We start from the raw sequence: 22,288 nt of genomic DNA, 5'->3' as shown, positions 1-22,288 counted from the left end.
GAGCGTGACTTCAAACCCAGATACAGTCTTTTCCGAACTCGCGACCATCGATTGGCGTGGAGAGAAACTCAACCGTGCTCAGCTCAAGGCCAAACTGCCGCGACCTGAAGTGAACTCGCAGACCGCCGCCGAGGTGGTCCAGCAGATCATCGAGGACGTGCGCGAGCATGGCATGAAGACGTTGAAGGACCTCGCGAAGCGATTCGACAAGGTTGATCTGGAGCATACTCGGGTACCCCAGGGCGAACTCGATCGTGCCCTGGACGAGCTAGACCCGCAGGTCCGGCTGGCTCTGGAAGAGTCGATCAGCCGCGCGCGAGTCTTCGCCGCAGCGCAGCTGCCGCAGGATGCAAATGTGAGCTATGGCCACGGCGGCACCGTGACGCAGCGCTGGGTGCCGGTGCGCCGCGTCGGACTATATGTTCCCGGAGGACTGGCCGTCTATCCCTCCTCGGTGATCATGAACACCGTCCCGGCGCAGGCGGCAGGCGTCTCCTCGCTGGCGTTGGCCAGCCCTCCGCAACGTGACTTCGGAGGACTGCCGCACCCAACGATCCTTGCCGCGGCGAAGCTGCTGGGCATTACCGAGGTGCACGCCATGGGAGGTGCGCAAGCCGTCGCGGCCTTCGCCTACGGCGTCGAAGTCCCCGGAGACCAGCGCGGAGATATCGAACCGGTAGATGTCATCTCAGGTCCGGGCAATGTCTTCGTCGCGACCGCTAAGCGCCTGGTCAAGGGAGTAGTGGGAATCGATGCGGAAGCCGGACCCACCGAAATTGCGATCCTCGCCGATCACAGGGCCAACGCGGCCTTCGTCGCCGCGGACATGATTTCGCAGGCCGAACACGATGCGAATGCGGCGGCCGTACTGGTCACCGACTCGCCGGAGCTAGCTGTCGCTGTGCGCGCCGAACTTGCCACGCAGGTGGCCGCAACAAAACACACCGAACGCGTGCAGCAGGCTTTGGCAGGTACGCAATCGGCGATCATCCTGGTCGATGACCTGGAGCAGGGGATCGACGTATGCAATGCGTATGCGGCCGAACACCTCGAGGTGCTGACCCAAGACGCCGCCGCGATTGCCGCGCGGATCAATGCTGCCGGGGCGATCTTCGTAGGTGAGTACGCTCCGGTGTCGCTGGGAGATTACTGCGCCGGGTCAAACCACGTGCTTCCTACCAGCGGTACCGCCCTGCATGCCTCGGGGCTGAATGTGAACACCTTCTTGAAGGCCATCCAGGTGATCGACTATGACAAGCGCGCGCTCGCTGAGGTAGCCGCTCACGTGATCAATCTGGCCAATGCGGAGGACCTTCCAGCGCACGGCGATGCAGTCGCGGTCCGTCAGGCGCTTTAGAAGCTAAACTATTAGGTGACGTGTGTGGATTTCTGTACGCCGTAGGCCTCGGTAGACACCACGGTCGCAAAAAGTTGGAGGTGCCATGAATTGCCCTTATTGTCGCAACGCAGATTCGCGTGTGGTCGATAGCCGAGTCGCCGACGATGGCGTGTCCATTCGACGCCGTCGTCAATGCACCGAGTGTTCGCGCCGTTTCACCACCACGGAAACCGCTTCGCTGAGCGTTTTGAAGCAGTCCGGTGCCGTGGAGCCATTCTCGCGCCACAAGGTCATCAATGGTGTGCGCAAGGCTTGCCAAGGACGCCCAGTGACCGATCACGATCTGGCCATCCTGGCTCAAGAGGTTGAGGAAGCGGTCCGGACTTCCGGGGCCGCAGAAATCCCGGCCCATCAGGTTGGGCTGGCGATTCTCGAGCCGCTGTCGCGCCTGGACGAAGTCGCTTATCTGCGTTTCGCTAGCGTTTATCACAATTTCCAGTCGCTCACGGATTTCGAAACTGCGATCGCGAAGCTGCGCGACCGCCGGGCCAAGACCCCGCAGGGAAACCAGCGTCCGCTTACCGCAGACTAGTGGCCAACGCTTCCCAGCCGTAGGCAGATAGTTTCAAGGCCGGGCCCCGAACCATGACGGTTCGGGGCCCGGCCTTGTTCTTTGCCGACAATCGAGTATTCGAGCCGCTACGGAAGGGTGAGAATCTCGGCGCCGTCGTTGGTGACCAGCAGAGTGTGCTCGAACTGTGCGGTGCGCTTCTTGTCGCGCGTGGTCACCGTCCAGTCATCGGCCCACATATCCCATTCAATGGTGCCCAGGGTCAGCATCGGCTCGATGGTGAAGACCATGCCAGGCTCGATCAAGGTATCGTAGGCCGGCGCCGCATCGTAGTGCGGAATGATCAGCCCGGTGTGGAATGCCTCGCCGACCCCGTGGCCGGTGAAATCACGGACCACGCCATAGCCAAAGCGCTTGGCGTAGCTTTCGATGATGCGCCCGATGACGTTGATTTCACGCCCCGGCATCACTGCCTTGATCGCCCGCTTCAAGGACATTTCGGTGCGTTCCACCAAAAGCCGGGATTCTTCGTCAACGTCGCCCACGAGGAACGTTGCATTGTTATCCCCGTGCACCCCGCCGATGTACGCGGTGATATCGATGTTGATGATGTCGCCATCCTGCAACACGGTGCTGTCCGGGATGCCGTGGCAGATGACCTCATTGAGCGAGGAGCAGAGCGACTTGGGGAATTCCCGATAGCCGAGAGTCGATGGGTAGGCGTTGTGATCCATCAAGAATTCGTGACCCAGACGATCAAGCGCATCTGTGGTCACGCCCGGCTGGCAGGCCTTGCCAACTTCGGCCAGCGCTTGGGCCGCGATCCGTGAGGCAATGCGGATTCGCTCGATCACTTCAGGACTTTTAACTTCCGAGGCCGTGCTTTTTGCCGGTTCTTTCTTGCCCACATATTCGGGTCGTTCGATATGCGCCGGGACGAAGAGCTCCGGTGAAATCGTGCCAGGGGTCAGGGTTCCAAGTGGTGCAGTTGCGACAGTAGCCATATAAACATTCTAGCTAAGGGGCTAGCCCAACATCGCGTTTCTGAAGCCACCGATGTGCGTGAGATTGAGCTAGCGTGGAGTCAGCAACAGCAAACGAACCTAGGAGCTGACCGTGAGCCAGAGCGCCACCCCCGGTGAAGGCAAATATTGGTACAACGTATCGACCGGCGGAATCGAGAAGGGACCGCAGTCCGACTGGACCCAGCTTCTCGGCCCCTACGATACCGAGGACGAGGCACGCAACGCGATGTCCAAGGTGCAGGCCCGCAACGAAGCCTGGGATGCCGAAGACGAAGAGGACGAATAACCAGCTGGACCCGGGTGCAGGGAAATTGATTCCTTGCACCCGGGTCCAATGTGGTGGCCGTGGAACTTGTTAGTCCTTGAATTCGTACTCGGCCGAGGGGAATGCGCCGCTCACCACGTCCCGGTGGTACTCGCTGACGGCCGTGGAAATCACCGAGCGAAGATCGGCGTACTTCTTCACGAATCGCGGGGTGCGGTGGGCACCCAGCCCGAGGAGGTCCTGCCAGACAAGTACCTGACCGGTGGTCGCGTTTCCCGCGCCGATGCCAATGGTTGGCACCCGCAGGGCCGCATCGACCTTGCCCGCCACAGGGCTTGGCACCATTTCCATGAGGACCGCAAAAGCTCCGGCACGCTCTAGCGCCTGGGCATCCGCGATCATCTCCGCGGCGGCGTCTCCGCGTCCTTGAACACGGTAGCCGCCCAGGGCATGCTCGGATTGCGGGGTGAATCCGATATGTCCGATGACCGGAACTCCGGCAAGCACCATCGCTTGAACATGCTCGGCGAACTGATGGCCGCCTTCAACCTTCACGGCCTGGGCGCCGCCCTCCTTCATGAGCCGAACCGCGCTGGCTACCGCTTGCTGCGGGGACTGCTCGTAGGAGCCAAATGGGAGATCGGCTACGACCAGAGCGCGCTTGGCACCATTGGCAACGGCCTTGGTGAACACGATCATTTCGTCCACGGTAATAGGCAAGGTGGAGTCGTAGCCGACAACGGTGTTGGCGGCTGAGTCGCCTACCAGAAGCAGCTCGATGCCTGCCTGGTCGAAGATCTCGGCCATCATGACGTCATATGCGGTTAACATGGCGAATTTTTCGCCATGCTCTTTTGCCTGCTGTAAATGGTGAACCCTAATGCGGGAAGGACCTTTGTCAGGGTCGGAAAGATATGGTTGGGGCATAGAAAAACCTTATCGCACTTGGACCCAGCGGTGCGTGGCAGAGTTTGAGGCTCAAAACGTATAGTCTTGCATCAGGTTGTTTAACTCCCGGCTGTGATCAGTGCCGGAATCAAAGATTTTGAGGCGGTGAATTATGGATCGTCAGCAGGAATTCGTGCTGCGCACCATTGAAGAACGTGATGTTCGGTTCGTGCGTATGTGGTTTACCGACGTCGTCGGTTCCTTGAAGTCTGTAGCGTTGGCCCCGGCCGAAGTTGAAGACGCCTTCGAAGAGGGCTTGGGTTTTGATGGCTCGTCGATCGACGGGCTGTCGCGCATCTCCGAATCAGATATGCTTCTGCAGCCAGATCCGGCGACCTTCCAGATTCTGCCATGGCGCGGCGAAGTCGAGCCCACCAGCCGCATGTTCTGCGACATCCTCACCCCCGAAGGCCAGCCTTCCAGCGCGGATCCTAGACAGGTGCTTAAACGCCAGCTGACCGAAGCGGCCGACATGGGATTCACCTGCTACACGCACCCTGAAATCGAGTTCTATCTGCTGGAGAACAGCAAGCTCGATGAGCAGGGCCGCCCGCAGCCGATAGACAATGGCGGCTACTTCGACCACGTGCCCGATGGTGTGGGCCAAGATTTCCGTCGCGCCTCGGTGACTACCCTGGAAGCCTTGGGGATTTCGGTCGAATTCTCGCACCATGAGACCGGGCCAGGGCAGAACGAAATTGATCTGCGCTATGCAGATGCACTGCAGACCGCCGACAATATTATGACCTTCCGCACCGTCATCAAGGAAATGGCCATGCAGAAGGGCATCCACGCCACCTTCATGCCCAAGCCGTTTTCGGACCAGCCAGGCAGCGGAATGCACACTCACTTCTCGCTGTTCGAGGGCGACGCGAATGCATTTTTCGAGGCCGGCCGCGAGTACCAGCTCTCCGACGTAGCTCGTTCATTCATCGCCGGCATTTTGCACCATGCGCCCGAGATGACCGCGATCACCAACCAGTACGTGAATTCCTACAAGCGACTCTGGGGCGGCGGTGAAGCTCCAAGCTACCGTTCGTGGGGCCACAACAACCGTTCCGCGTTGGTCCGCGTGCCGCTGTACAAGCCAGGCAAGGGACAAAGCGCCCGCGTGGAATACCGCGGCATCGATTCCGCCGCCAACCCCTACCTGGCCTACGCAACCCTGCTTGGCGCCGGGCTGAAGGGCATCCGTGAGGGATACGAACTGGAGGAGCCGACCGAGGACGATGTCTGGGCACTGTCCACCGCAGAACGCCGTGCCTCGGGCCACGTCCCGCTGCCTGGCACGCTGCACGATGCGCTGAAGGCTATGGAAGAATCCGAGCTGATGGCAGAGGTGCTTGGCGAACAGGTTTTCAACTCCTTCTTGGCCAATAAACGAGCCGAGTGGGAAGAGTACCGTCAGGTCATCACCCCCTACGAGCTCAACAAGTATCTGGGAATCCTCTAAGGAGTACGCCACGTCCACGACGTGGTGGCAAGTGGGAGACACACGAAGAATATGGCAGAAGTATCCTCACGGGCACTGATCAACGCTGGATTCAGCGATACCGAACGCGCCAAGAAGTTCCTTGAAGCAGAAGAACTGGCGAACGTTGATCCGGTTCTCATCGTGAGGATGATGGCGCACGCGCCAGATCCCGACCAGGCCCTTCTGCTGGCGCTCAGGCTCGTGGATCGTCATCCCGAAGCCGCAGAGATTTTCCGGGAGCCGGATACCTGCTTGGCAATGGTGCGCCTGCTTGGCGGCTCCTCGGCGCTGGGCGAGTTCTTGATCCGCTGCCCCGAGGCCTTGGCCGTAGTCAACCAGGCGCCGAGCACAACTTTTCGGCCAGTCGGTCTCGAATCCCTACGCAGTGCCATGCTCGACTCGGTCGGCGCCACGCGCACCGCCAACGAACACTGGATATCATCGTGCATTGGGGCCGAAGCACGGCAGAAATTACGTGCGAGTTACCGCAAGGCGCTGCTGTCTTTGGCGTACCGAGACCTTGGCGCCGCGGACCCGCAGGAAATTCTTCCCTTCGTCGCCGCCGAACTCGCTGATATGGCTGGTGCGGTGCTCGAAGGTGCACTGGCAATCGCACGCGCCGAAGCCTCCGAGCAGTACACCCCGGAAGATGTAGACAGCGTCAAGCTTTCCATCATCGGCATGGGCAAATGTGGTGCTCGGGAACTGAACTACATTTCAGATGTAGACGTGATCTATGTGCACGGCAGCACCCCGAACCTGGATGAGGACCTCGCATCGGCCATCGCCACCGTACTGTGCGGCAATACGGCCCGTGCAATTATGGTCCCTGGCCCCGAACCGATGCTCTGGGAAGTGGACGCGAACTTGCGTCCGGAAGGCAAGGACGGGGCGCTGACCCGGACTTTGTCGTCACATGAAGCCTATTACAACCGGTGGGCGCACTCCTGGGAGTTCCAAGCGCTGCTCAAGGCGCGAGCCATTGCCGGGGACCCGGAACTTGGACGTTCTTACGAGCGCATGGTCTCCCCGATGATCTGGTCCAGCTCGGAGCGCGAAGGCTTCGTTGAATCCGTGCAGTCCATGCGTCGGCGGGTGAGCGACCACATCGACAAGGAAGAAGTTCCTTGGCAAATCAAGTTGGGGCCTGGCGGACTGCGCGACGTGGAATTCACCGTGCAGCTTCTGCAATTGGTCCATGGACGCGTGGATCCCGAGATCCAGGTGCCGACGACTACGCTGGCGATACGGGCGATGAGCGAGATCGGCTACATCAGCCGCGAAGACGCGAGAAACTTTGACGAGTCTTACCGCTACCTGCGCCTGCTAGAACACCGAATCCAACTTAGCCAGCTGCGCCGTACGCACCTGATGCCACGCGTTGAGGGGGCACAACGGGTGCTGGCCCGGGCAGTGCGCGGAGCCGGCGACCTGCAGGCCACGAACCCCGAAAAGCTTTTGCGCCGGTGGAATGAGACCAAACGACTCGTTCGTTCGCTGCACGAACGCATCTTCTACCGCCCGCTGCTGGTCACCAGTTCGAATCTCTCGGCAGACCAGGTGCGCCTGACCCCGGAATCCGCTCAGGCACGCCTGCGTGCCCTGGGCTATCTGGATCCAAAGGCGGCGATGCGCCATATCGAGGCGCTGACCGGGGGAGTCTCGCGCCGGTCCTCGCTGCAGCGGCAACTGCTGCCGGTGCTCCTGGATTGGTTCGCCCGGGGCGTGGACCCGGACGCCGGCCTGTTGGGGTTCCGCAGACTCAGCGAGGCCTTAGGGAAGTCTCCGTGGTTCTTGGGCATGTTGCGTGATACCAATGCGGCGGCCGAGCGGTTGAGCCACCTGCTGTCAAACACACGGTTCTTGACCGATTTGCTGGCCAATGAGCCGGCGGCCGCCGCATGGCTGGGCTCGAACAGCGCGTTGGCACCGCAGACCTACCAGAGCCTGCAGCAACAGAACGCCTCGATCATCCAGCGCACCAAACAGCCCGAGGCGGCGATCCGGCAAATCCGTTTGGTGCGCCGTCGCGAGTTCTTGCGCGTTGCGCTGGCGGACGGAGCGGGTCTTCTGAACGTCTCGCAAGTCGGCGAGGCCCTGTCGAATATCGACGGAAACATGATCGATGGAATTTTGAAGGTGCTGCTCGCGGCGGACCAGCAAAAGCATGGAGTGCATGCGATCATCACCGTCATCGCCATGGGGCGGCAAGGTGGGGAGGAGATCGGCTACGGTTCAGACGCCGACGTGCTCTTCGTGCAGCGTCCCGTGGACGGCACCAGTGCCCAAGAATCTCAGGAACAGGCCTTGCGCGTGGTGACCGAGTTGACCTCCTGGAGCAATAAGCCGCTTAAACCGGCCATTCCTGCCGAAGTGAAACTTCAGGTCGATTCCGATCTGCGTCCCGAGGGGCGAGCCGGAATGCTGGTTCGTTCGCTTGACGCCTATGCCCAGTACTACGAACGTTGGGTGGAAGTCTGGGAACGCCAAGCTCTGCAACGTGCCCGCCCCTTTGCCGGCGATGCGCAACTTGCCGCGGACTTCATCCAGCTTATCGAACCGGTACGCTACGGCCAGGGCCTCGACGAGGGCCAGATGAAGGACATTCGAAAGATCAAGGCTCGCGTCGAGTCCGAAAGACTGCCGCGCGGTGCCGATCCTAACCGGCATCTGAAACTTGGCCGGGGCTCGCTTTCCGACATCGAATGGCTAGTTCAGTTTTATCAACTGCGCTACGCGTGGAAACATCCATCGCTACGCACTCCGGCCACGCGCAAGGCATTGGATGCCATGGCCGGATTGGAGCTGATCAGCGAGGAGGAAGCCGAGCTCTTGGACTTCACCTGGTCCTTGGCGACACGGATTAGAAGCGCAGAAATTATTACCTCCGGGCGTTCTAGCGACGTGCTGCCACGCTCGGCGAGGGATATGGAGGCAGTGGCACGCTGGTGCGGCTACGAGGCCAATCAAGGTCCCGCGCTGGAAGAGGACTACCTGCGAGCCACCAGGCATTCGCGGGCAATCTTTGAACAGCTCTTCTACGGTTTTGAGGACTAATGGCGGGCTCGGACGCACCCGTTCCCGCGTCGTTGACGTCTCCCGAGAGCCAGATCTGGGAAGCCGGAGATTTTGGCCATCTGCGCTGGGAGAAAACGGTGCGGATTGGTTCGGGGGAGCGTCATTGGCGCTGGGCTTCGGAGCACGTGCTGCGCTGGGGGATCAAAACCCGCAGCGGATTTAGCGTGATTCCTGCGCTTCCTGTTGCCGTGGGACAGCGCCCGGTCATCAGGGTCAATTTGCCGGGGGCGAGGATCCTTGAACCCGTGGAAGTGATCACCGTGGTTGAAACGACTCAGCGAGTCGGCTTCGCTTATCGGACCTTGGCGGGGCATCCGGTTAGCGGCGAAGAGTGCTTTGTCATCGAACAACGTACGGGCGGAAACTTCCTCACGATCAGGTCATTGACCAGACCTTCCGACGTGCAGCCTTGGCGCGGACTGTTCCCCTTGCTCAGAGCCGCCCAACTGATTGCCCGCTACCGGTACTTCAAGGCGCTCAGAACGCCTGGCAGTTCGCGGGCGGGCGGCAGCAGAACGACCGGCTCTACCAATAGCCGGTGAATCTCCCTAGACTGGCAATTGGGCCACCATTGGATGCAACATTCGGGAAATGGCGCGGTTCAAGCAGGTAGAAAGCGGTGCAACTATGGACGAACGATTTTTCGACGAGGCGGTCGCTCTGTCGCGTCAGGGTATGCAAGCCAACCAGGGAGGGCCTTTCGGGGCAGTGGTCGTTCTCAACGGTGAGGTGATTGCGACGGGCAATAATATGGTGCTCGAGCTGAACGATCCGACAGCCCATGCCGAGGTGATCGCGGTCCGCAACGCCGGAGCGAAGCTTAAAAGCTTCGACCTGTCGGAATGTGAGCTCTATACCAGTTGCGAGCCATGTCCCATGTGCCTCGGTGCGATTTACTGGTCGCGGTTTAAACATGTGTATTACGCAAACACGCGCCAAGATGCCGCTCGCATCGGATTTGACGACGAACTTATTTACACGGAACTGGATAAACCGATGGGTCAACGACTGATCCCCTTCACCCATGTTCCCTCGGCCGATGCTGCATCGGTCTTCGCCGAATGGGCCGACAAAGAAGACAAGACGAGCTACTAGTCCAGCGGGTAGGGAACCAGAGCGGCATCAACATCGGGCCATGCCAGGTGAATTCTTTCGGTAGGCATCAGCGCCTTGGTCAGCAGCGCATCGGCCACGACGATACCTGCTGGGGAAACTTCGAGAATAGACAGCGGCCCGTGCCTATCCGAAGCGGCATTGCGGAGCATCCAATGGTTCATGAGCTCGCCGATGCCACGCTCGGTCAACAACTCTTCGCCCTGGAAATAGTCGCATGAATCCATCACAGGGTGGCCCAATACCGATCTCGGGCAGACTCGATCGTAGGACGCAACAAGTGGTTCTAGGTATCCTACGGTTTCCCCATCGGCACGTTTAACGGGGAGCCAGTTCGAAGTATCCATAGCACAAGGCTAGACCGGATCAGCCATATCGGCTATTGATCCGTTGTGGCAATGACGAGACGAAAAAAACCTGTCCCGTGGACCAAGAGGTCCGCGGGACAGGTTTTGAATTCTTAACGGTTCCGTAGAGCCGTTACGGAATTAGCAACCGTAGTAGAGCTCGAACTCGTATGGGTTCGGACGCAGGCTCAGTGGCTTGATTTCGTTTTCACGCTTGTACTCAACCCAGGTGCGGATCAGGTCCTCGGTGAATACCCCACCTTCGAGCAGGAACTCGTAGTCGGCCTCCAACGCCTTCAGAGCCTCTTCTAGGCTTTCTGGAGCGCGCTGGATGTCCTTGGCTTCCTCGGCAGGAAGCTCGTAGAGGTCCTTGTCGATTGGGTCCGAAGGCTCAATGCGGTTCTTGATGCCGTCCAGGCCGGCCATCAGCTGAGCCGCGAATGCGAGGTAAGGGTTCGAGGAAGCATCCGGTGCACGGAACTCGATGCGCTTGGCCTTAGGGTTCGATCCGGTGATTGGAATACGGATACCTGCGGAGCGGTTGCCCTGCGAGTAAACCATGTTGACCGGTGCTTCGTAGCCCTTGACCAGACGGCGATAGGAGTTCACCGTCGGGTTGGTGAATGCCAACACGGCAGAAGCGTGCTTCAGCAGGCCGCCGATGTACCAACGAGCGGTATCGGACAAGCCGGCGTAGCCCTTTTCGTCGTAGAACAGCGGATCGCCGTTGGCCCACAGCGACTGGTGCACGTGCATGCCCGAGCCGTTATCGCCGAAGACCGGCTTTGGCATGAAGGTGGCGGACTTGCCCCAAGCATCGGCAACGTTCTTCACGACGTACTTGAAGAGCATCAGCTCGTCGGCCGCGTGGACCATGGTGTTGAACTTATAGTTGATCTCAGCCTGACCGGCTGCGCCAACCTCGTGGTGGCTGCGTTCAACTTCGAGGCCAACGTTGTCCAGCTCGACGCAGATCGCATCGCGCAGGTCGGCCTGCTTATCGGTTGGCGACACTGGGAAGTAGCCACCCTTGTAAGGGGTCTTGTACCCCTGGTTGCCGCCCTCTTCCTTGCGGCCGGTGTTCCAAGGCGCCTCGTCCGAGTCGACCTTGTAGAAGGCACCCTGTGGGGTGGATTCGTAGCGGACGTCTTCGAAGATGAAGAATTCGGCCTCTGGTGCGAAGAATGCGGTGTCGGCGATGCCGGTCGATTCCAGGTAAGCCTCGGCGCGCTCGGCTACGCCACGCGGATCGCGGTGGTAAGGCTCACCGGTGCGTGGGTTGATGATCGAGAAGTTGAAGGCCAAGGTCTTTTCGATACGGAACGGATCGACGAAGCCGGTGGTGACGTCGGGGATCAGTTGCATGTCGGAATCAGAGATGCCAGCGAAACCACGAATGGATGAACCATCGAAGAGCTGGCCGTTGACGAAGAAGTCTGCATCCACGGACTTCGCCGGAACGTTGAAGTGCTGCTGGACGCCTGGTAGATCGGTGAAGCGGATATCAACGAATTTGATGTCCTCTTCGGCAATATATGCCAAGACTTCTTCTGGGCTGGTAAACATGTGCAGGTGACTCCCTGTTGAGTTATTGGTTTGGTAAACGGAACGATCATACGAATTGATCTGATCAGTTCTCTTGCTTACCAAGTAATCCTACCTAGAAACCGTTTCTGAATGGTGTCTCGATTGTTTCGGCTACGTTACAAAGCGCAAGTACGGGCGCGTCGTACCGGGTCAGTAGTGGCTTTGTGATGCGTAACAAACTGATGAGATTCACACAGATCGCCCAGATACACTAGTTATGTGGAACGCAAAGACTTTAGCTCGTGGCTCGAAGGCCCCCCGCAATTAAACTCGCAAGAATGGCCGGGCCAGCGCTTGGGACGCCCGGAAAAAGGGCCTGGGTCGATCGGCCGGTTGCCGCGTCGGCTCGGCGCGTTATGCGTGGACTGGGGACTATCCATGTTGCTGAGCTGGTGGCTGTTCAACTTGAACGACCTCGCCACGCTCGCATTGTTCTGTGCCGGCCAGATGATTGCCGTTGGCTTCACCGGCCACAGCATTGGGCATCGGACCTTTGGGCTGCAAGTCCAATCCATGGATGGCACGGCTATCAAGCCGCTCACGGGGGTCATTCGATCGGTGCTGTTGTGCTTGGTGATTCCGGTTCTGTTCTCGGACGCGGATCAGCGCGGCTTCCACGACCGGGCAGGAAAAAGCGTACTGGTGAATATCCGCTAGTCCGCGTTCAAGAATCCAGGCATAAAAAAACCGCACTAGCGAACTAGTGCGGTTTTCTTTGTGCCTGATTAGCGAGCTCGGCGGTTAGGGCGTGCTCGGTTTGGGTCGATGCCCTTGGGAATCGGCAGGCGGTTGGCGGTGAGCGTGGTTAGTCGCTTGTCTACCGCGCTGATCTCCAGCTTGGTGATTGCCTTCGGAAGCTTCTTCATCTTCTTGCTGACTTCTACCAGATCGGTCTGGTCTTCGTCCTGGCCGGCGTTGATCACGTGGATCGGAACATTCGGCAGAACGCGAGCAATACGCTTGCGTTCGGACGCCACCAGATCACGCACGCGGCTGCTTGGCCCTTCGGTGACCAGCACGACGCCGGGACGGCCAACCGCCAGGAACACCAGATCCTGGTGGCGGTTGAACGCCACTGGCTCATCCTTCAAGATCCAGCCGCGACGCAGTACGCTCATCGCCGCGCCAGCGGCACCCGGACGGCCTTCAAGCTGCGCGAACGCGGCCTTCTCGGCTCGACGGGACATGATGAACAGGGCGGCGAGCAAGCCAAGCGGGATCGCGATAATCAGCAACGTGATCCAGTTGTTGATCAAGATACCAATGACCAGTCCAACGGCAATGACGCCAAGGAAGGCCAGGACCATCCACCAAACGACCATCGGATCGTTGCGGCGGGTCATCTGGAAGACCTGCACCATTTGCTTTAGGCGCCCGGGCTCTTTATTTTGTTTTTCAGCTTTTGGTTTACGCGAAAACAGACCACGCTTCTGTTGCGCGGCCGCATCGTTATCGGAGTTTTTGGCCATAGTGCTTCAATTCTACGCGATCCGGCTGGCTTATTTTTCTTCGGAGGAATTCCGGGCGAATCCGGAGGGTTCGCGCGGTGCGCTGCACAACATGAATTCGGACCCAACAGCCGGGTTTTACGGCTATTGGATCCGAACGCTTGAACATCTCGTTGGGCTCAGCGGTTAAGCAGCGAAGCAGCTTCCTGACGGGTGGTACCCGAGGATTCGATGTGGGAAAGGGATTCTGGGATCTCGCGACCCTTCTTGCGCATGGCGCCAGCCCAGAGTCGTCCCGCGCGGTATGAGGAACGAACCAATGGCCCGGACATGACGCCGGCAAAACCGAGTTCCTCGGCTTCTTGCTGCAGCTCCAAGAATTCCTGTGGCTTGACCCAGCGATCGACCGGAAGGTGACGTTCGGTTGGGCGTAGGTACTGGGTGATCGTCAGCAGATCGCAGCCTGCCTCATGCAGGTCGCGCATTGCTTCGGAAATCTCCTCACGCGTTTCGCCCATGCCCAGAATCAGGTTCGACTTGGTGATCAAACCGCGGTTCCGACCGTGGGTGATGACATCCATGGAGCGTTCGTAGCGGAAAGCCGGACGGATGCGCTTAAAAATACGCGGGACGGTTTCCACATTGTGTGCGTAGACTTCAGGCTTCGAATCGCAAATGGCGTCGAGGTTATCCGGTTTTCCGGAGAAATCGGGGATGAGCAGCTCGACTCCGGTGGTCGGGTTCATCTTGTGGATCTGGCGTACCGTCTCGGCGTACAGCCAGACACCTTCATCTTCGAGATCATCGCGGGCCACGCCGGTGACGGTTGCGTAACGCAGATCCATCTTCTTCACGCTCATGGCCACCTTGAATGGCTCTGAACGATCTAGTGCAGCAGGCTTTCCGGTGTCAATCTGGCAGAAGTCGCAACGACGGGTGCATTCGGAACCGCCGATAAGGAACGATGCCTCGCGGTCTTCCCAGCACTCGAAAATATTGGGGCAGCCAGCTTCTTCACATACTGTGTGGAGGCCTTCGGACTGCACCAAATTTTTCAGGCCCACATATTCGGGACCGATCTTGAGTTCGGCGCGGATCCACTCGGGCTTACGCTCAACTGGCGTCTGGGCGTTGCGCTTTTCGACGCGCAGCAGTCGACGGCCTTCAGGTTCAATGCTCATTAGAGGGTCCTTCTACGTTAGTAATATTTTGCTTAGACGACTTGTGGCGAGAGGAGACGTTCAAGTTCCTCTTGCACCCGCTCAACGACATCGTTGGGGGAGACCGTCTGGCCTAGTTCTTCGGAGATCGTGGTTACGCCGGCATCGGTAATTCCGCAGGGAATGATCTGGCCGTAAGCGGTCAGGTCGTTTGAGCAATTGAGCGCAAAACCGTGCATGGTGACTCCACGGGTGATGCGGATGCCAATGGCGGCTATCTTTCGGTCTTCTTCGCCGTCCTTGCCTGGGACCCAAACGCCTGAACGCCCCTTGACCTGAACGGTGGGGATGCCCATTTCATCTATAACGTTAATCAACGCTTCTTCGAGGGTCTCCACGTACAAACGTATCGCACTGATTTTCTTCAGCTTCACGATCGGGTAGCCGATGAGCTGTCCGGGGCCATGCCAGGTCAGTTTCCCGCCACGGTCAACATCAACAACGGGGGTGCCATCTAGGGGTAAGTCTTCAGGTTCGGTCCTTTTGCCGGCGGTATAGACCGCCTCATGTTCAAGAAACAGGACTCGCGGGGTCTGTTCATCGGCCGCTACAGCATCGTGCAATTTTTGCTGGTAATCCCATGCTTGCATATATGGAATTAGCTCCGTGCCGAGTCCGACTCGTTCGAATTCGATCGCCATAGTGGTTACCATACGCCTTTTGCAACAGGCCCCGCTAATTGGCTGAGAAGCGCTGAGCTGTGGATAACCGGGGCGAGAATCTGTACTTTGCGTTAGAACTGGAACATGAATGATTCAAACAATCTGTTGGCCTGGCCAACTTGCCCCGGATATGTGACGGTTCGTCCGTTAAAGGCCAAGTCACCGTGCAAAGTTTGGTTAATGCGTCGTGACTCGGATCAGAGTTACATGGTGTTGAAACTTTCTTCGAACGCCGAAAGTATCTGTTCGCTGCGTCAGAAGCAGGTCGAATCCGCAAGGAAATATGTCATAGATTTTTACGGCACCCTTTCGACACAGTTGGGCGAGGGGATTCTGATGGAGTACTGTCCCGGCGGAAGCTTGGCTCAACTTCTCGAAGAACGAGCACCATTTTCTCTCGGAGAGTGCGTCACGGCCTTGGCACCGGTAGCCCAAACCCTGGCAGCCTTGCACTCCACTGGGCAAGTCCACGGCGACGTCTCGGCTGGCAATGTGTTGTTGACAGCCGATGGAATGCCGAAATTAGGCGATTTCCAAGAAAGTCGAACCGGTATCGATCAGACACCCGGGTCGGGTACTCCCGGGTTTATGGCGCCTGAGGTTTCCGCTCGCGAACCTGAGGGACGCCTCGGCGAGCAGGACGTTTACTCCTTAGGTGCGTGCCTCTGGTTCCTGCTTGAAGGAACCGCTCCTCCAGAACCGAATATGCGTCCACCTGTCACGGTCATCTTCCCGTCGGTGCCCACGCTGGTCCATGAGCTCCTGCTTGATTCTCTGCACCAAGATCCGGTGCAGAGGCCGACAGCGGAGCAATTCGCCAGGACGCTCTTCGCTGCGGCGCAGGCTGAAGCCATCACTTGGGAACAGTGCACGCCGGTGGAGTCGACTCATCTCATGGCCACAGTTCACCCTAGCGAGGTGCGCGGTAGGCGTCGGCGCAGGCGGTCAAGAAGACCCCAGGCTGAGAAGGGTCAAAAAGACTATGCCGCACCCGAATGGCGTATGCATGAATTACGCCGAACCCCAGGGCGCGCCAAGGTCTATCTGGCTGTCGCTGGAGGGGTAGCGCTCGTGGGCGTGAGCTTCCTCGGTGTAAATCTAGTGGGGGAGCGCGGGCAATCGGAGTCGGGGACCCTGTCGCAAACACAGGAGCGTCGTGAACCATGCCGGATCCTGGACGGCGCCGTGGTTCCTGCCTGCGCGTTCTCCGCTGAGACGGTGATAGCCAGTTTCATCAAGCTTTCACGCGAACGGGATGCGGCCTTAGAGTCCGAGGACCTCAAAGCATTGTCAGCGATTTATCCGCCCGCCTCCGAGCAATTCCAAAGGGACCAGCAAACGCTTGAACGCTTGGACTCACTGAAGCTGGGAATCAATGGATTAGCTACCCGCTTGGAAGATATCTCGGTGACTGCCCGTGCGCAACCAGACACCGTGATACTACGTGCGACATCCACTCAGGAAGCCTACGACTATGTGGATTCAGCGAACCGTGTGGTCCATCAGGTGGCCCGTGGCACGCGGGAACGTATCGAAGTGGAACTGAAGCTGATTGAGGGGAACTGGAAAATTGGAAAGGTGCTCAGCCGCGAGGCATGACAAAGGCGAGGCAGCCCGAATTGCCTTCGGGGTGCCTCGCCTTTGCCTGGAGCTACAAGACTGCCTCGTAGCTTAGACCCAGAGAGTCGCGATCGCGATATTGATCAATGCCAGGCCGCCGGTTGCGTGCGCAATCCCGGTCGAAACCTCTTCGCCGGCCTTGACCTTCTTGCGACCGATGAATGCCGCTACGAGAATGGCGATGGCGATGACAACCTTGACGCCAATCTTCATGTGATTCACGTCGCCATCACCTGCTTCGGCCATGCCAACGAGAGCCAAACCGGTAATTAGCTGAGCAATCGCGCCATACCACTGCCAAACATTCACGGTAGGGGTCTTGAAGTTTGCCAGCCAGCCACCGAAGATCGCTGCCGCACCGAGAATATGCAAGAAAACAAGGATAAGAGTTAGGAAGTCCATAACTCAAGCCTAATTGATTTTCGACGAATTGTAGAAACGACGATCGCCCCTCCCGGATGAACGGAAGGGGCGATCGTTTACCTAGCTTGCGAAAGTCGATCGACGACTTTACAGACCCAGGTCGCCTTCGAAAGCGCCACCCTCAAGGCGGGCCTTGAGAGTCTGCAGGAATCGACCTGCATCGGCGCCGTCAACCAGACGGTGATCGTAGGTCAGGCAGAGGTACATCATGTGACGGATGGCGATCGAATCGTTACCATCGGCATCGGTGATGACCATTGGGCGCTTCACGATCGCACCGGTACCCAGGATTGCTACCTGCGGCTGGTTGATGATCGGGGTATCGAACAGTGCTCCGACCGAGCCGATGTTGGTGATCGAGAAAGTTCCACCGGAAAGCTCATCCGGACCAATCTTGTTGGTGCGGGTGCGCTCTGCGACGTCAGCAATCCGCGAAGCCATGCCAGCCAGATTCAGATCGCCAGCGTTCGACACAACAGGAACCAGCAGGCCCTTGTCGGTGTCTACCGCAAACGCCAGATGCTCGGCATTGTGGTAGGTGATCTGCTGAGTCTCTTCGTTGTACTCGGCGTTCAGCTTCGGGTGAGCCTTCAAGGCTTCGGCAACTGCCTTGGCGATGAATGGCAGGTAGGTCAGGTTGACGCCATTGACTGCCTTGAAATTGTTCTTGGCAGAAGCGCGCAGCTTGACCACGCGGGTCATGTCAATCTCGTGAACCTGAGTCAGCTGGGTGGAGACCTCAAGGGACTCACGCATACGACGGGCGATTACCTGACGGATACGTGGAGCCTTCTCGGAGGTACCGCGCAACGAGGATGCCTCGACAACCGGGGCGGCCGGCTTAGCGGCCGCAGGAGCGGCAGGCGCAGCAGCCGGTGCGGCGGCGGCTTCCTTGGCAGCTACTGCGTCAAGGACGTCTTGCTTGCGAATACGTCCACCAACGCCGGTGCCCTTGACGGAAGCGATGTCGATTTCGTGCTGGTTGGCCAAACGACGCACCAGTGGGGTGACGTAGCCAGCGTCGCTGTTGTTTTCGGCGGCAGCAGGAGCAGGAGCAGCGGCTGGTGCTTCTTCCTTCGCGGCCGGTGCTGGAGCGGCTGGAGCTTCTTCCTTCGCAGCTGGTGCTGGAGCGGCTGGAGCTTCTTCCTTCGCAGCTGGTGCTGGAGCGGCAGGTGCTTCTTCCTTGGCGGCCGGAGCAGCGCCCGCAGCACCGATCACTGCGAGAACGGCACCAACTTCGGCGGTGTCGTCTTCGGCAACACGGATTTCCAGCAGGGTGCCGGCAACTGGCGAAGGAACTTCGGTGTCTACCTTGTCGGTGGAGACCTCGAGCAGTGGCTCGTCTACAGCGACCTCTTCGCCAACTTCCTTCAACCAGCGGGTAACGGTACCTTCGGTGACCGATTCGCCCAGAGCTGGGAGGGTGACCTCGGTGCCCGAAGCGGAGTCTGCTGCAGCAGGTGCTGCTGCAGGGGCTTCGTCGGCTGCTGGAGCAGCAGGAGCTTCCTCCTTGGCCGCAGGCGCCTCTTCGGCGGCCGGAGCCTCTTCAGCTGCAGGAGCCTCCGGCGCCGCGGCGTCGGAACCTGAGCCATCACCGATACGAACCAGAGGAGCGCCTACTTCGGCTTCCTCATCTTCGGCGACGAAAATTTCTTCGATAACACCAGCGACAGGTGATGGAACCTCGGTATCGACCTTGTCGGTGGAAACTTCCACCAACGGCTCATCAACCTCAACGCGGTCGCCGACCTGTTTCAGCCAACGGGTTACCGTACCCTCGGTAACGCTTTCACCCAGTGCGGGCAGGTTTACGGTCTCAGACATCTTCCCGTATCTCCTCTTAAATAAAGCTTGAAGTGTGGTTTGGGTGCGCAATTTAAACGGTTGAACACCCAAAACCGATGAATGGAGGCGTTGCCTCCGAGCTTAGTGCACCGGGTAGGGTGTGTGTGAACGCACTACCCGGTGACCAACAGCGTAATTAGCCGTGAAGTGGCTTGCCGGCCAAAGCCATTGCGGCTTCGCCCAGCGACTCGTTCTGCGTTGGGTGTGCATGGATGAGCTGTGCAACATCCTCCGGGTAGGCTTCCCAGTTCACGATCAGCTGTGCTTCACCGATCTGCTCGCCGATACGGCCGCCGATGCCGTGAACGCCCACGATTGGGCCGTTCTTGACGCGGACCATCTTGATCAGGCCGGAGGTGCCCAAGATCGAGGACTTGCCGTTGCCAGCCAAGTTGTACTCGGTGGTTTCGATCTGGTCCTCGCCGAACTTCTCCTTTGCGGCAGGCTCGGAGTAGCCGACCGAGGCGATTTCTGGCTCGCAGAAAGTTACCTTTGGAATGTTGATGTCTTCGACGATGGTTGGGTTCTGGCCAGCGATTTCTTCGGCGACAAAGATGCCGTGCTGGTAACCGCGGTGTGCCAACTGAACGCCAGGGACCATATCGCCGATGGCGTAGATGTTGCCCACGCCGGTGTGCAGGCGCTCATTAGGGATCACGAAACCGCGATCGAGGGTGATGCCCTGCTCTTCGAAGCCCATGTTCTCGGTGACCGGGCCACGGCCGACGGCCACGAGGACAATCTCGGCTTCGAGGGTCTTGCCGTCGGCTAGGGAGACCTTGACGCCGTCGGCATCCTGCTCGACCTTCTCGAAGAAGACACCGGTGTTGAACTTGATGCCGCGCTTCTTGAAGGAGCGCTCGAGGTTCTTGATGATTGCTGGGTCTTCGTTTGGAACCAGTGAAGGTAGGCCCTCAACAATGGTCACGTCGACGCCGAAGGACTTCCAGACGGAGGCGAACTCAACACCGATAACACCGCCACCAAGCACAATGGCGCTCTTTGGCATGTCAACCATGTTCAGCGCTTCGGTGCTGGTCAGCACGCGTCCACCGATTTCCAGACCGAAGGTCTTGGAGGTCGAACCGGTCGCGAGAACGATGTTCTTGCCCTTGTACGGAACGCCATCAACCTCGATAGTGTCCTTGGAGACCAGTCGTCCGCTACCTTCGATAACGTTGACTTTCTTCATCTTCAGTAGACCCTGAAGACCCTTGTGCTTGCCGGCGACGATGCCGTCCTTGTACTTGCGTACTCCGCCCAGGTCAATTGACTCGAGGGAGGAGTTGATGCCGTACTTGGCACCTTCGCGAGCGTTTTCGGCGAGCTCTGCTGCGTGCAGGTACGCCTTGGTTGGGATACAGCCGGTGTGCAAGCAGGTGCCGCCGACCTTTTCCTTCTCGATCAATCCAACGGTGAAGCCCAACTGGATGGCGCGTAAAGCGACCGAGTATCCAGCGGAACCACCGCCGAGGATGAGGACATCAAATTCTTGCGTTGCTGCCGAATCGGCCACGTGAACGCTCCCTCGTAATAGCTAAGTGAGGTCGGCCATGGCCGACCTGGAGATCGGGTGGTGAACTGGACTAACTCTCGCACGGGGCGCGAGCCAATTAATTCACCGGTGATGTTTCAAAACTTACCTTAGTACCGCCAAAGCACCAGAGTCATCTTGAGCTGGCTAAAAGTCGGCCATATCTCGTATTTTGGCACACATCCCGGCGCATTGGGCTATGACATCGCACGCACCGGGATGTGTCGAAAAAGGCATTTCTAGCGGGTGCCAGACATCTTCTCGGCGTAGGCGACCAAGGTGCGGACCTGCGAGCCGGTGCCGTTCTTAGGGGTGTAGCCCCATGGCGAACCCTCGTTGAAGGCCGGACCAGCAAAGTCGATGTGCGCCCAAGGAATCTTCTGACCGTCGGTTTCGCCCACAAATTCTTCCAGGAAGACCGCAGCGGTCATCATCCCGCCCATGCGCTCTCCAATGTTGGCCAGATCGGCGACCTGGGAATCGATGCTTGGACGGAGCTCTTCCGGAAGCGGCATACCCCAGGCGAGCTCGCCCACTGCATCCGAGGCTGCGACCAAATCGTTACGTACCTGCTCGTTGCCCATGACACCGGCGGTGCGCAGGCCCAATGCGAGCATCTGTGCACCGGTCAACGTGGCAATGTCGATCACTACATCCGGATTCTCCTGGCTGGCCGCTACCAAACCGTCGGCCATGACCAGGCGCCCTTCGGCGTCGGTGTTGAGCACTTCGACAGTCTTCCCGCCGAGCATGGTCAGTACGTCTCCGGGACGCGTCGAAGCACCGCCTGGCATGTTCTCAGCCAGGCACAGCCACGCGGTGACCTTCACGTCGAGGCCAAGCTCCGATACCGCGGCGATGGTGTGGAAAACTGCCGCGGCGCCGGACATATCGGACTTCATCGCGTGCATGCCCGCGGCTGGTTTGATCGAGATGCCACCGGTGTCAAAGGTAATGCCCTTGCCCACCAGTGCCAGGTGCTTGGCGGCCTTGGCCGGGGAATACTCGACCTTGACCATGCGCGGCTGGCGGGCCGAGCCGCCACCAACGCCCATCAGTCCGCCGAAGCCTTCCTTGGTCAGGCGCTTCTCATCAAAGATGGTGACCTTCAACGGCAGTGACTTGGAGTAGTCCTTCACCGCGGTGGCGAAGGTTTCCGGGTACAAGATATTGGCCGGGGTGTTGATCAGATCTCGGGTGCCACGCACGGCGCGGCCGATAACCGCGGCGCGCTTGAGCAGGGCTGGCAGATCCTTGGAGGTTGCGACCGCGGTGGCGATGAATGCCTCGCCAAGGACTGGCTTGTCGTTCTTCTTCGAACGGAAGTTCTCGAAGCGGTATGCGCCCAGGGCTACGCCTTCGGCCACTGCTGAAACTTGCTCGAGCGTGTCGGCAGGCAAGGCGAAGATCGCGGTCTTGGCGTGGGAAAGCTGGCGTGCTGCCGATCCGGCGGCGCGACGCAACTTCTCGTCGTTGAGCTCGGAGAGATCCTTCACTCCCAAGCCGATGCACATGATCGTCTTGACCTTGATGCCGTCAATTGCTGGAAGCACGGTTGCTTCGTCGGCAGAACCGGCAACGTTCAGCGCGGCCAGCGACTGTTCCAGAGCGGTGGTGGTTTCTGCCGCGAGGGGTGAAGCGGCGATGGATACCTTGTCGCCGTTTTTCAGCACGCCCAAAATGAGGGCGTCGGCGTTTTTACGTTTGATGTCTGCACCAATGGCGGTCAACGTGAGATCACTGGAGTTGATCACAAAATCATTCCTTCTATGCCTTTGTAGGGTCTAAG

Annotated in this window: 20 protein-coding genes; 9 read left to right on the top strand and 11 right to left on the bottom strand. The window is 59.0% G+C overall.

All coding sequences use genetic code 11. The features are described 5' to 3' along the window. Window positions 1-4: 4 nt before the first annotated feature. Together hisD and nrdR are read left to right on the top strand one after the other, a co-directional pair. A complete protein-coding gene (hisD, locus tag ACT3UQ_RS10140; RefSeq protein ID WP_444637067.1) occupies window positions 5-1,357 on the top strand; it encodes a histidinol dehydrogenase in 1,353 nt (450 codons plus the stop codon). Window positions 1,358-1,442: 85 nt separating this feature from the next. After that, a complete protein-coding gene (gene nrdR / locus ACT3UQ_RS10135; RefSeq protein WP_096286469.1) occupies window positions 1,443-1,931 on the top strand; it encodes a transcriptional regulator NrdR in 489 nt (162 codons plus the stop codon). A 107-nt stretch (window positions 1,932-2,038) separates the two neighbouring features. Here the strand turns inward: nrdR and map are convergent, their stop codons facing one another. Then, window positions 2,039-2,914, bottom strand: coding sequence for a type I methionyl aminopeptidase (gene map / locus ACT3UQ_RS10130; RefSeq protein ID WP_096286467.1), 876 nt, complete (start codon window positions 2,912-2,914; stop codon window positions 2,039-2,041). Window positions 2,915-3,026: 112 nt separating this feature from the next. On the opposite strand from map, the gene ACT3UQ_RS10125 reads away from it, so the two are divergent. Further along, entirely contained in the window at window positions 3,027-3,221 is a 195-nt protein-coding gene (locus ACT3UQ_RS10125; protein WP_105552420.1) for a hypothetical protein, read from the top strand. A 69-nt stretch (window positions 3,222-3,290) separates the two neighbouring features. Here ACT3UQ_RS10125 and panB read toward each other — a convergent pair whose 3' ends face one another. After that, on the bottom strand, window positions 3,291-4,127 hold the full coding sequence (panB, locus tag ACT3UQ_RS10120; protein WP_105552419.1) for a 3-methyl-2-oxobutanoate hydroxymethyltransferase: 837 nt from the start codon (window positions 4,125-4,127) through the stop codon (window positions 3,291-3,293). Window positions 4,128-4,260: 133 nt separating this feature from the next. On the opposite strand from panB, the gene glnA (ACT3UQ_RS10115) reads away from it, so the two are divergent. Genes glnA (ACT3UQ_RS10115) through ACT3UQ_RS10100 form a run of 4 tightly spaced genes read left to right on the top strand, consistent with a single transcriptional unit; the run spans window position 4,261 to window position 9,795 of the window. Beyond that, complete coding sequence (gene glnA, locus ACT3UQ_RS10115; protein ID WP_105552418.1) at window positions 4,261-5,601, top strand: type I glutamate--ammonia ligase; 1,341 nt, start codon at window positions 4,261-4,263, stop codon at window positions 5,599-5,601. A gap of 51 nt (window positions 5,602-5,652) precedes the next feature. Further along, window positions 5,653-8,679: a bifunctional [glutamine synthetase] adenylyltransferase/[glutamine synthetase]-adenylyl-L-tyrosine phosphorylase gene (locus ACT3UQ_RS10110; RefSeq protein ID WP_105568876.1), complete on the top strand. Its 3,027-nt coding sequence runs from the start codon at window positions 5,653-5,655 to the stop codon at window positions 8,677-8,679. Next, complete coding sequence (locus tag ACT3UQ_RS10105) at window positions 8,679-9,242, top strand: DUF1990 family protein (RefSeq protein ID WP_105568877.1); 564 nt, start codon at window positions 8,679-8,681, stop codon at window positions 9,240-9,242. Before ACT3UQ_RS10110 ends, ACT3UQ_RS10105 begins: the two co-directional genes overlap by 1 nt. A gap of 49 nt (window positions 9,243-9,291) precedes the next feature. Continuing rightward, on the top strand, window positions 9,292-9,795 hold the full coding sequence (locus ACT3UQ_RS10100; protein ID WP_258133468.1) for a nucleoside deaminase: 504 nt from the start codon (window positions 9,292-9,294) through the stop codon (window positions 9,793-9,795). Here ACT3UQ_RS10100 and ACT3UQ_RS10095 read toward each other — a convergent pair. Next, on the bottom strand, window positions 9,792-10,160 hold the full coding sequence (locus tag ACT3UQ_RS10095; RefSeq protein ID WP_146112412.1) for a hypothetical protein: 369 nt from the start codon (window positions 10,158-10,160) through the stop codon (window positions 9,792-9,794). The genes ACT3UQ_RS10100 and ACT3UQ_RS10095 overlap by 4 nt on opposite strands. A 141-nt stretch (window positions 10,161-10,301) precedes the next feature. Beyond that, window positions 10,302-11,726 carry a type I glutamate--ammonia ligase gene (gene glnA / locus ACT3UQ_RS10090; RefSeq protein WP_105552414.1) on the bottom strand — a complete coding sequence of 475 codons (1,425 nt, stop codon included), beginning with the start codon at window positions 11,724-11,726 and terminating at the stop codon, window positions 10,302-10,304. A 240-nt stretch (window positions 11,727-11,966) separates the two neighbouring features. Between glnA (ACT3UQ_RS10090) and ACT3UQ_RS10085 the strand changes: the two genes are divergently transcribed. Further along, window positions 11,967-12,404: an RDD family protein gene (locus ACT3UQ_RS10085; protein ID WP_105649565.1), complete on the top strand. Its 438-nt coding sequence runs from the start codon at window positions 11,967-11,969 to the stop codon at window positions 12,402-12,404. Window positions 12,405-12,472: 68 nt separating this feature from the next. Here ACT3UQ_RS10085 and ACT3UQ_RS10080 read toward each other — a convergent pair whose 3' ends face one another. The 3 genes from ACT3UQ_RS10080 to lipB all read right to left on the bottom strand — a co-directional run bounded on the left by ACT3UQ_RS10080 (window position 12,473) and on the right by lipB (window position 15,056). Then, a complete protein-coding gene (locus tag ACT3UQ_RS10080; protein WP_105568880.1) occupies window positions 12,473-13,216 on the bottom strand; it encodes a DUF4191 domain-containing protein in 744 nt (247 codons plus the stop codon). Between the two features lie 158 nt (window positions 13,217-13,374). Beyond that, window positions 13,375-14,376, bottom strand: a complete 1,002-nt coding sequence (gene lipA, locus ACT3UQ_RS10075; RefSeq protein ID WP_105552411.1) for a lipoyl synthase — start codon at window positions 14,374-14,376, stop codon at window positions 13,375-13,377. A 32-nt stretch (window positions 14,377-14,408) separates the two neighbouring features. After that, window positions 14,409-15,056: a lipoyl(octanoyl) transferase LipB gene (gene lipB / locus ACT3UQ_RS10070; RefSeq protein ID WP_105552410.1), complete on the bottom strand. Its 648-nt coding sequence runs from the start codon at window positions 15,054-15,056 to the stop codon at window positions 14,409-14,411. A 231-nt stretch (window positions 15,057-15,287) separates the two neighbouring features. On the opposite strand from lipB, the gene ACT3UQ_RS10065 reads away from it, so the two are divergent. Further along, window positions 15,288-16,676, top strand: a complete 1,389-nt coding sequence (locus tag ACT3UQ_RS10065; RefSeq protein ID WP_444637066.1) for a serine/threonine-protein kinase — start codon at window positions 15,288-15,290, stop codon at window positions 16,674-16,676. Between the two features lie 72 nt (window positions 16,677-16,748). Here the strand turns inward: ACT3UQ_RS10065 and ACT3UQ_RS10060 are convergent, their stop codons facing one another. The 4 genes from ACT3UQ_RS10060 to ACT3UQ_RS10045 form a co-directional block, all read right to left on the bottom strand. Next, window positions 16,749-17,099, bottom strand: coding sequence for a hypothetical protein (locus ACT3UQ_RS10060; RefSeq protein ID WP_096286439.1), 351 nt, complete (start codon window positions 17,097-17,099; stop codon window positions 16,749-16,751). Window positions 17,100-17,207: 108 nt separating this feature from the next. Next, window positions 17,208-18,944: a 2-oxoglutarate dehydrogenase, E2 component, dihydrolipoamide succinyltransferase gene (gene sucB / locus ACT3UQ_RS10055; protein ID WP_105568882.1), complete on the bottom strand. Its 1,737-nt coding sequence runs from the start codon at window positions 18,942-18,944 to the stop codon at window positions 17,208-17,210. Between the two features lie 157 nt (window positions 18,945-19,101). Further along, a complete protein-coding gene (lpdA, locus tag ACT3UQ_RS10050) occupies window positions 19,102-20,481 on the bottom strand; it encodes a dihydrolipoyl dehydrogenase (protein ID WP_096286435.1) in 1,380 nt (459 codons plus the stop codon). A 257-nt stretch (window positions 20,482-20,738) separates the two neighbouring features. Next, the gene (locus ACT3UQ_RS10045) at window positions 20,739-22,253 is read right to left on the bottom strand and encodes a leucyl aminopeptidase (RefSeq protein WP_105552407.1); all 1,515 of its coding nucleotides are present in this window, start codon (window positions 22,251-22,253) and stop codon (window positions 20,739-20,741) included. Between the last annotated feature and the right edge of the window lie 35 nt (window positions 22,254-22,288).

The organism is Glutamicibacter sp. AOP12-B1-11 (genome assembly GCF_052379245.1).
GTDB lineage: Bacteria > Actinomycetota > Actinomycetes > Actinomycetales > Micrococcaceae > Glutamicibacter.
Note: the sequence above shows the minus strand (reverse complement) of the source record. Positions and strands in the feature narration are given on the sequence as shown.

Bases quoted from the DNA above. Each gene is read 5' to 3' on its own strand.
- nrdR (WP_096286469.1), top strand. From the start codon at position 1,443: ATGAATTGCCCTTATTGTCGCAACGCAGATTCGCGTGTGGTCGATAGC.
- map (WP_096286467.1), bottom strand. From the start codon at position 2,914: ATGGCTACTGTCGCAACTGCACCACTTGGAACCCTGACCCCTGGCACG.
- panB (WP_105552419.1), bottom strand. From the start codon at position 4,127: ATGCCCCAACCATATCTTTCCGACCCTGACAAAGGTCCTTCCCGCATT.
- glnA (WP_105552418.1), top strand. From the start codon at position 4,261: ATGGATCGTCAGCAGGAATTCGTGCTGCGCACCATTGAAGAACGTGAT.
- ACT3UQ_RS10110 (WP_105568876.1), top strand. From the start codon at position 5,653: ATGGCAGAAGTATCCTCACGGGCACTGATCAACGCTGGATTCAGCGAT.
- ACT3UQ_RS10105 (WP_105568877.1), top strand. From the start codon at position 8,679: ATGGCGGGCTCGGACGCACCCGTTCCCGCGTCGTTGACGTCTCCCGAG.
- ACT3UQ_RS10100 (WP_258133468.1), top strand. From the start codon at position 9,292: ATGGCGCGGTTCAAGCAGGTAGAAAGCGGTGCAACTATGGACGAACGA.
- ACT3UQ_RS10095 (WP_146112412.1), bottom strand. From the start codon at position 10,160: ATGGATACTTCGAACTGGCTCCCCGTTAAACGTGCCGATGGGGAAACC.
- glnA (WP_105552414.1), bottom strand. From the start codon at position 11,726: ATGTTTACCAGCCCAGAAGAAGTCTTGGCATATATTGCCGAAGAGGAC.
- ACT3UQ_RS10080 (WP_105568880.1), bottom strand. From the start codon at position 13,216: ATGGCCAAAAACTCCGATAACGATGCGGCCGCGCAACAGAAGCGTGGT.
- lipA (WP_105552411.1), bottom strand. From the start codon at position 14,376: ATGAGCATTGAACCTGAAGGCCGTCGACTGCTGCGCGTCGAAAAGCGC.
- lipB (WP_105552410.1), bottom strand. From the start codon at position 15,056: ATGGCGATCGAATTCGAACGAGTCGGACTCGGCACGGAGCTAATTCCA.
- ACT3UQ_RS10060 (WP_096286439.1), bottom strand. From the start codon at position 17,099: ATGGACTTCCTAACTCTTATCCTTGTTTTCTTGCATATTCTCGGTGCG.
- sucB (WP_105568882.1), bottom strand. From the start codon at position 18,944: ATGTCTGAGACCGTAAACCTGCCCGCACTGGGTGAAAGCGTTACCGAG.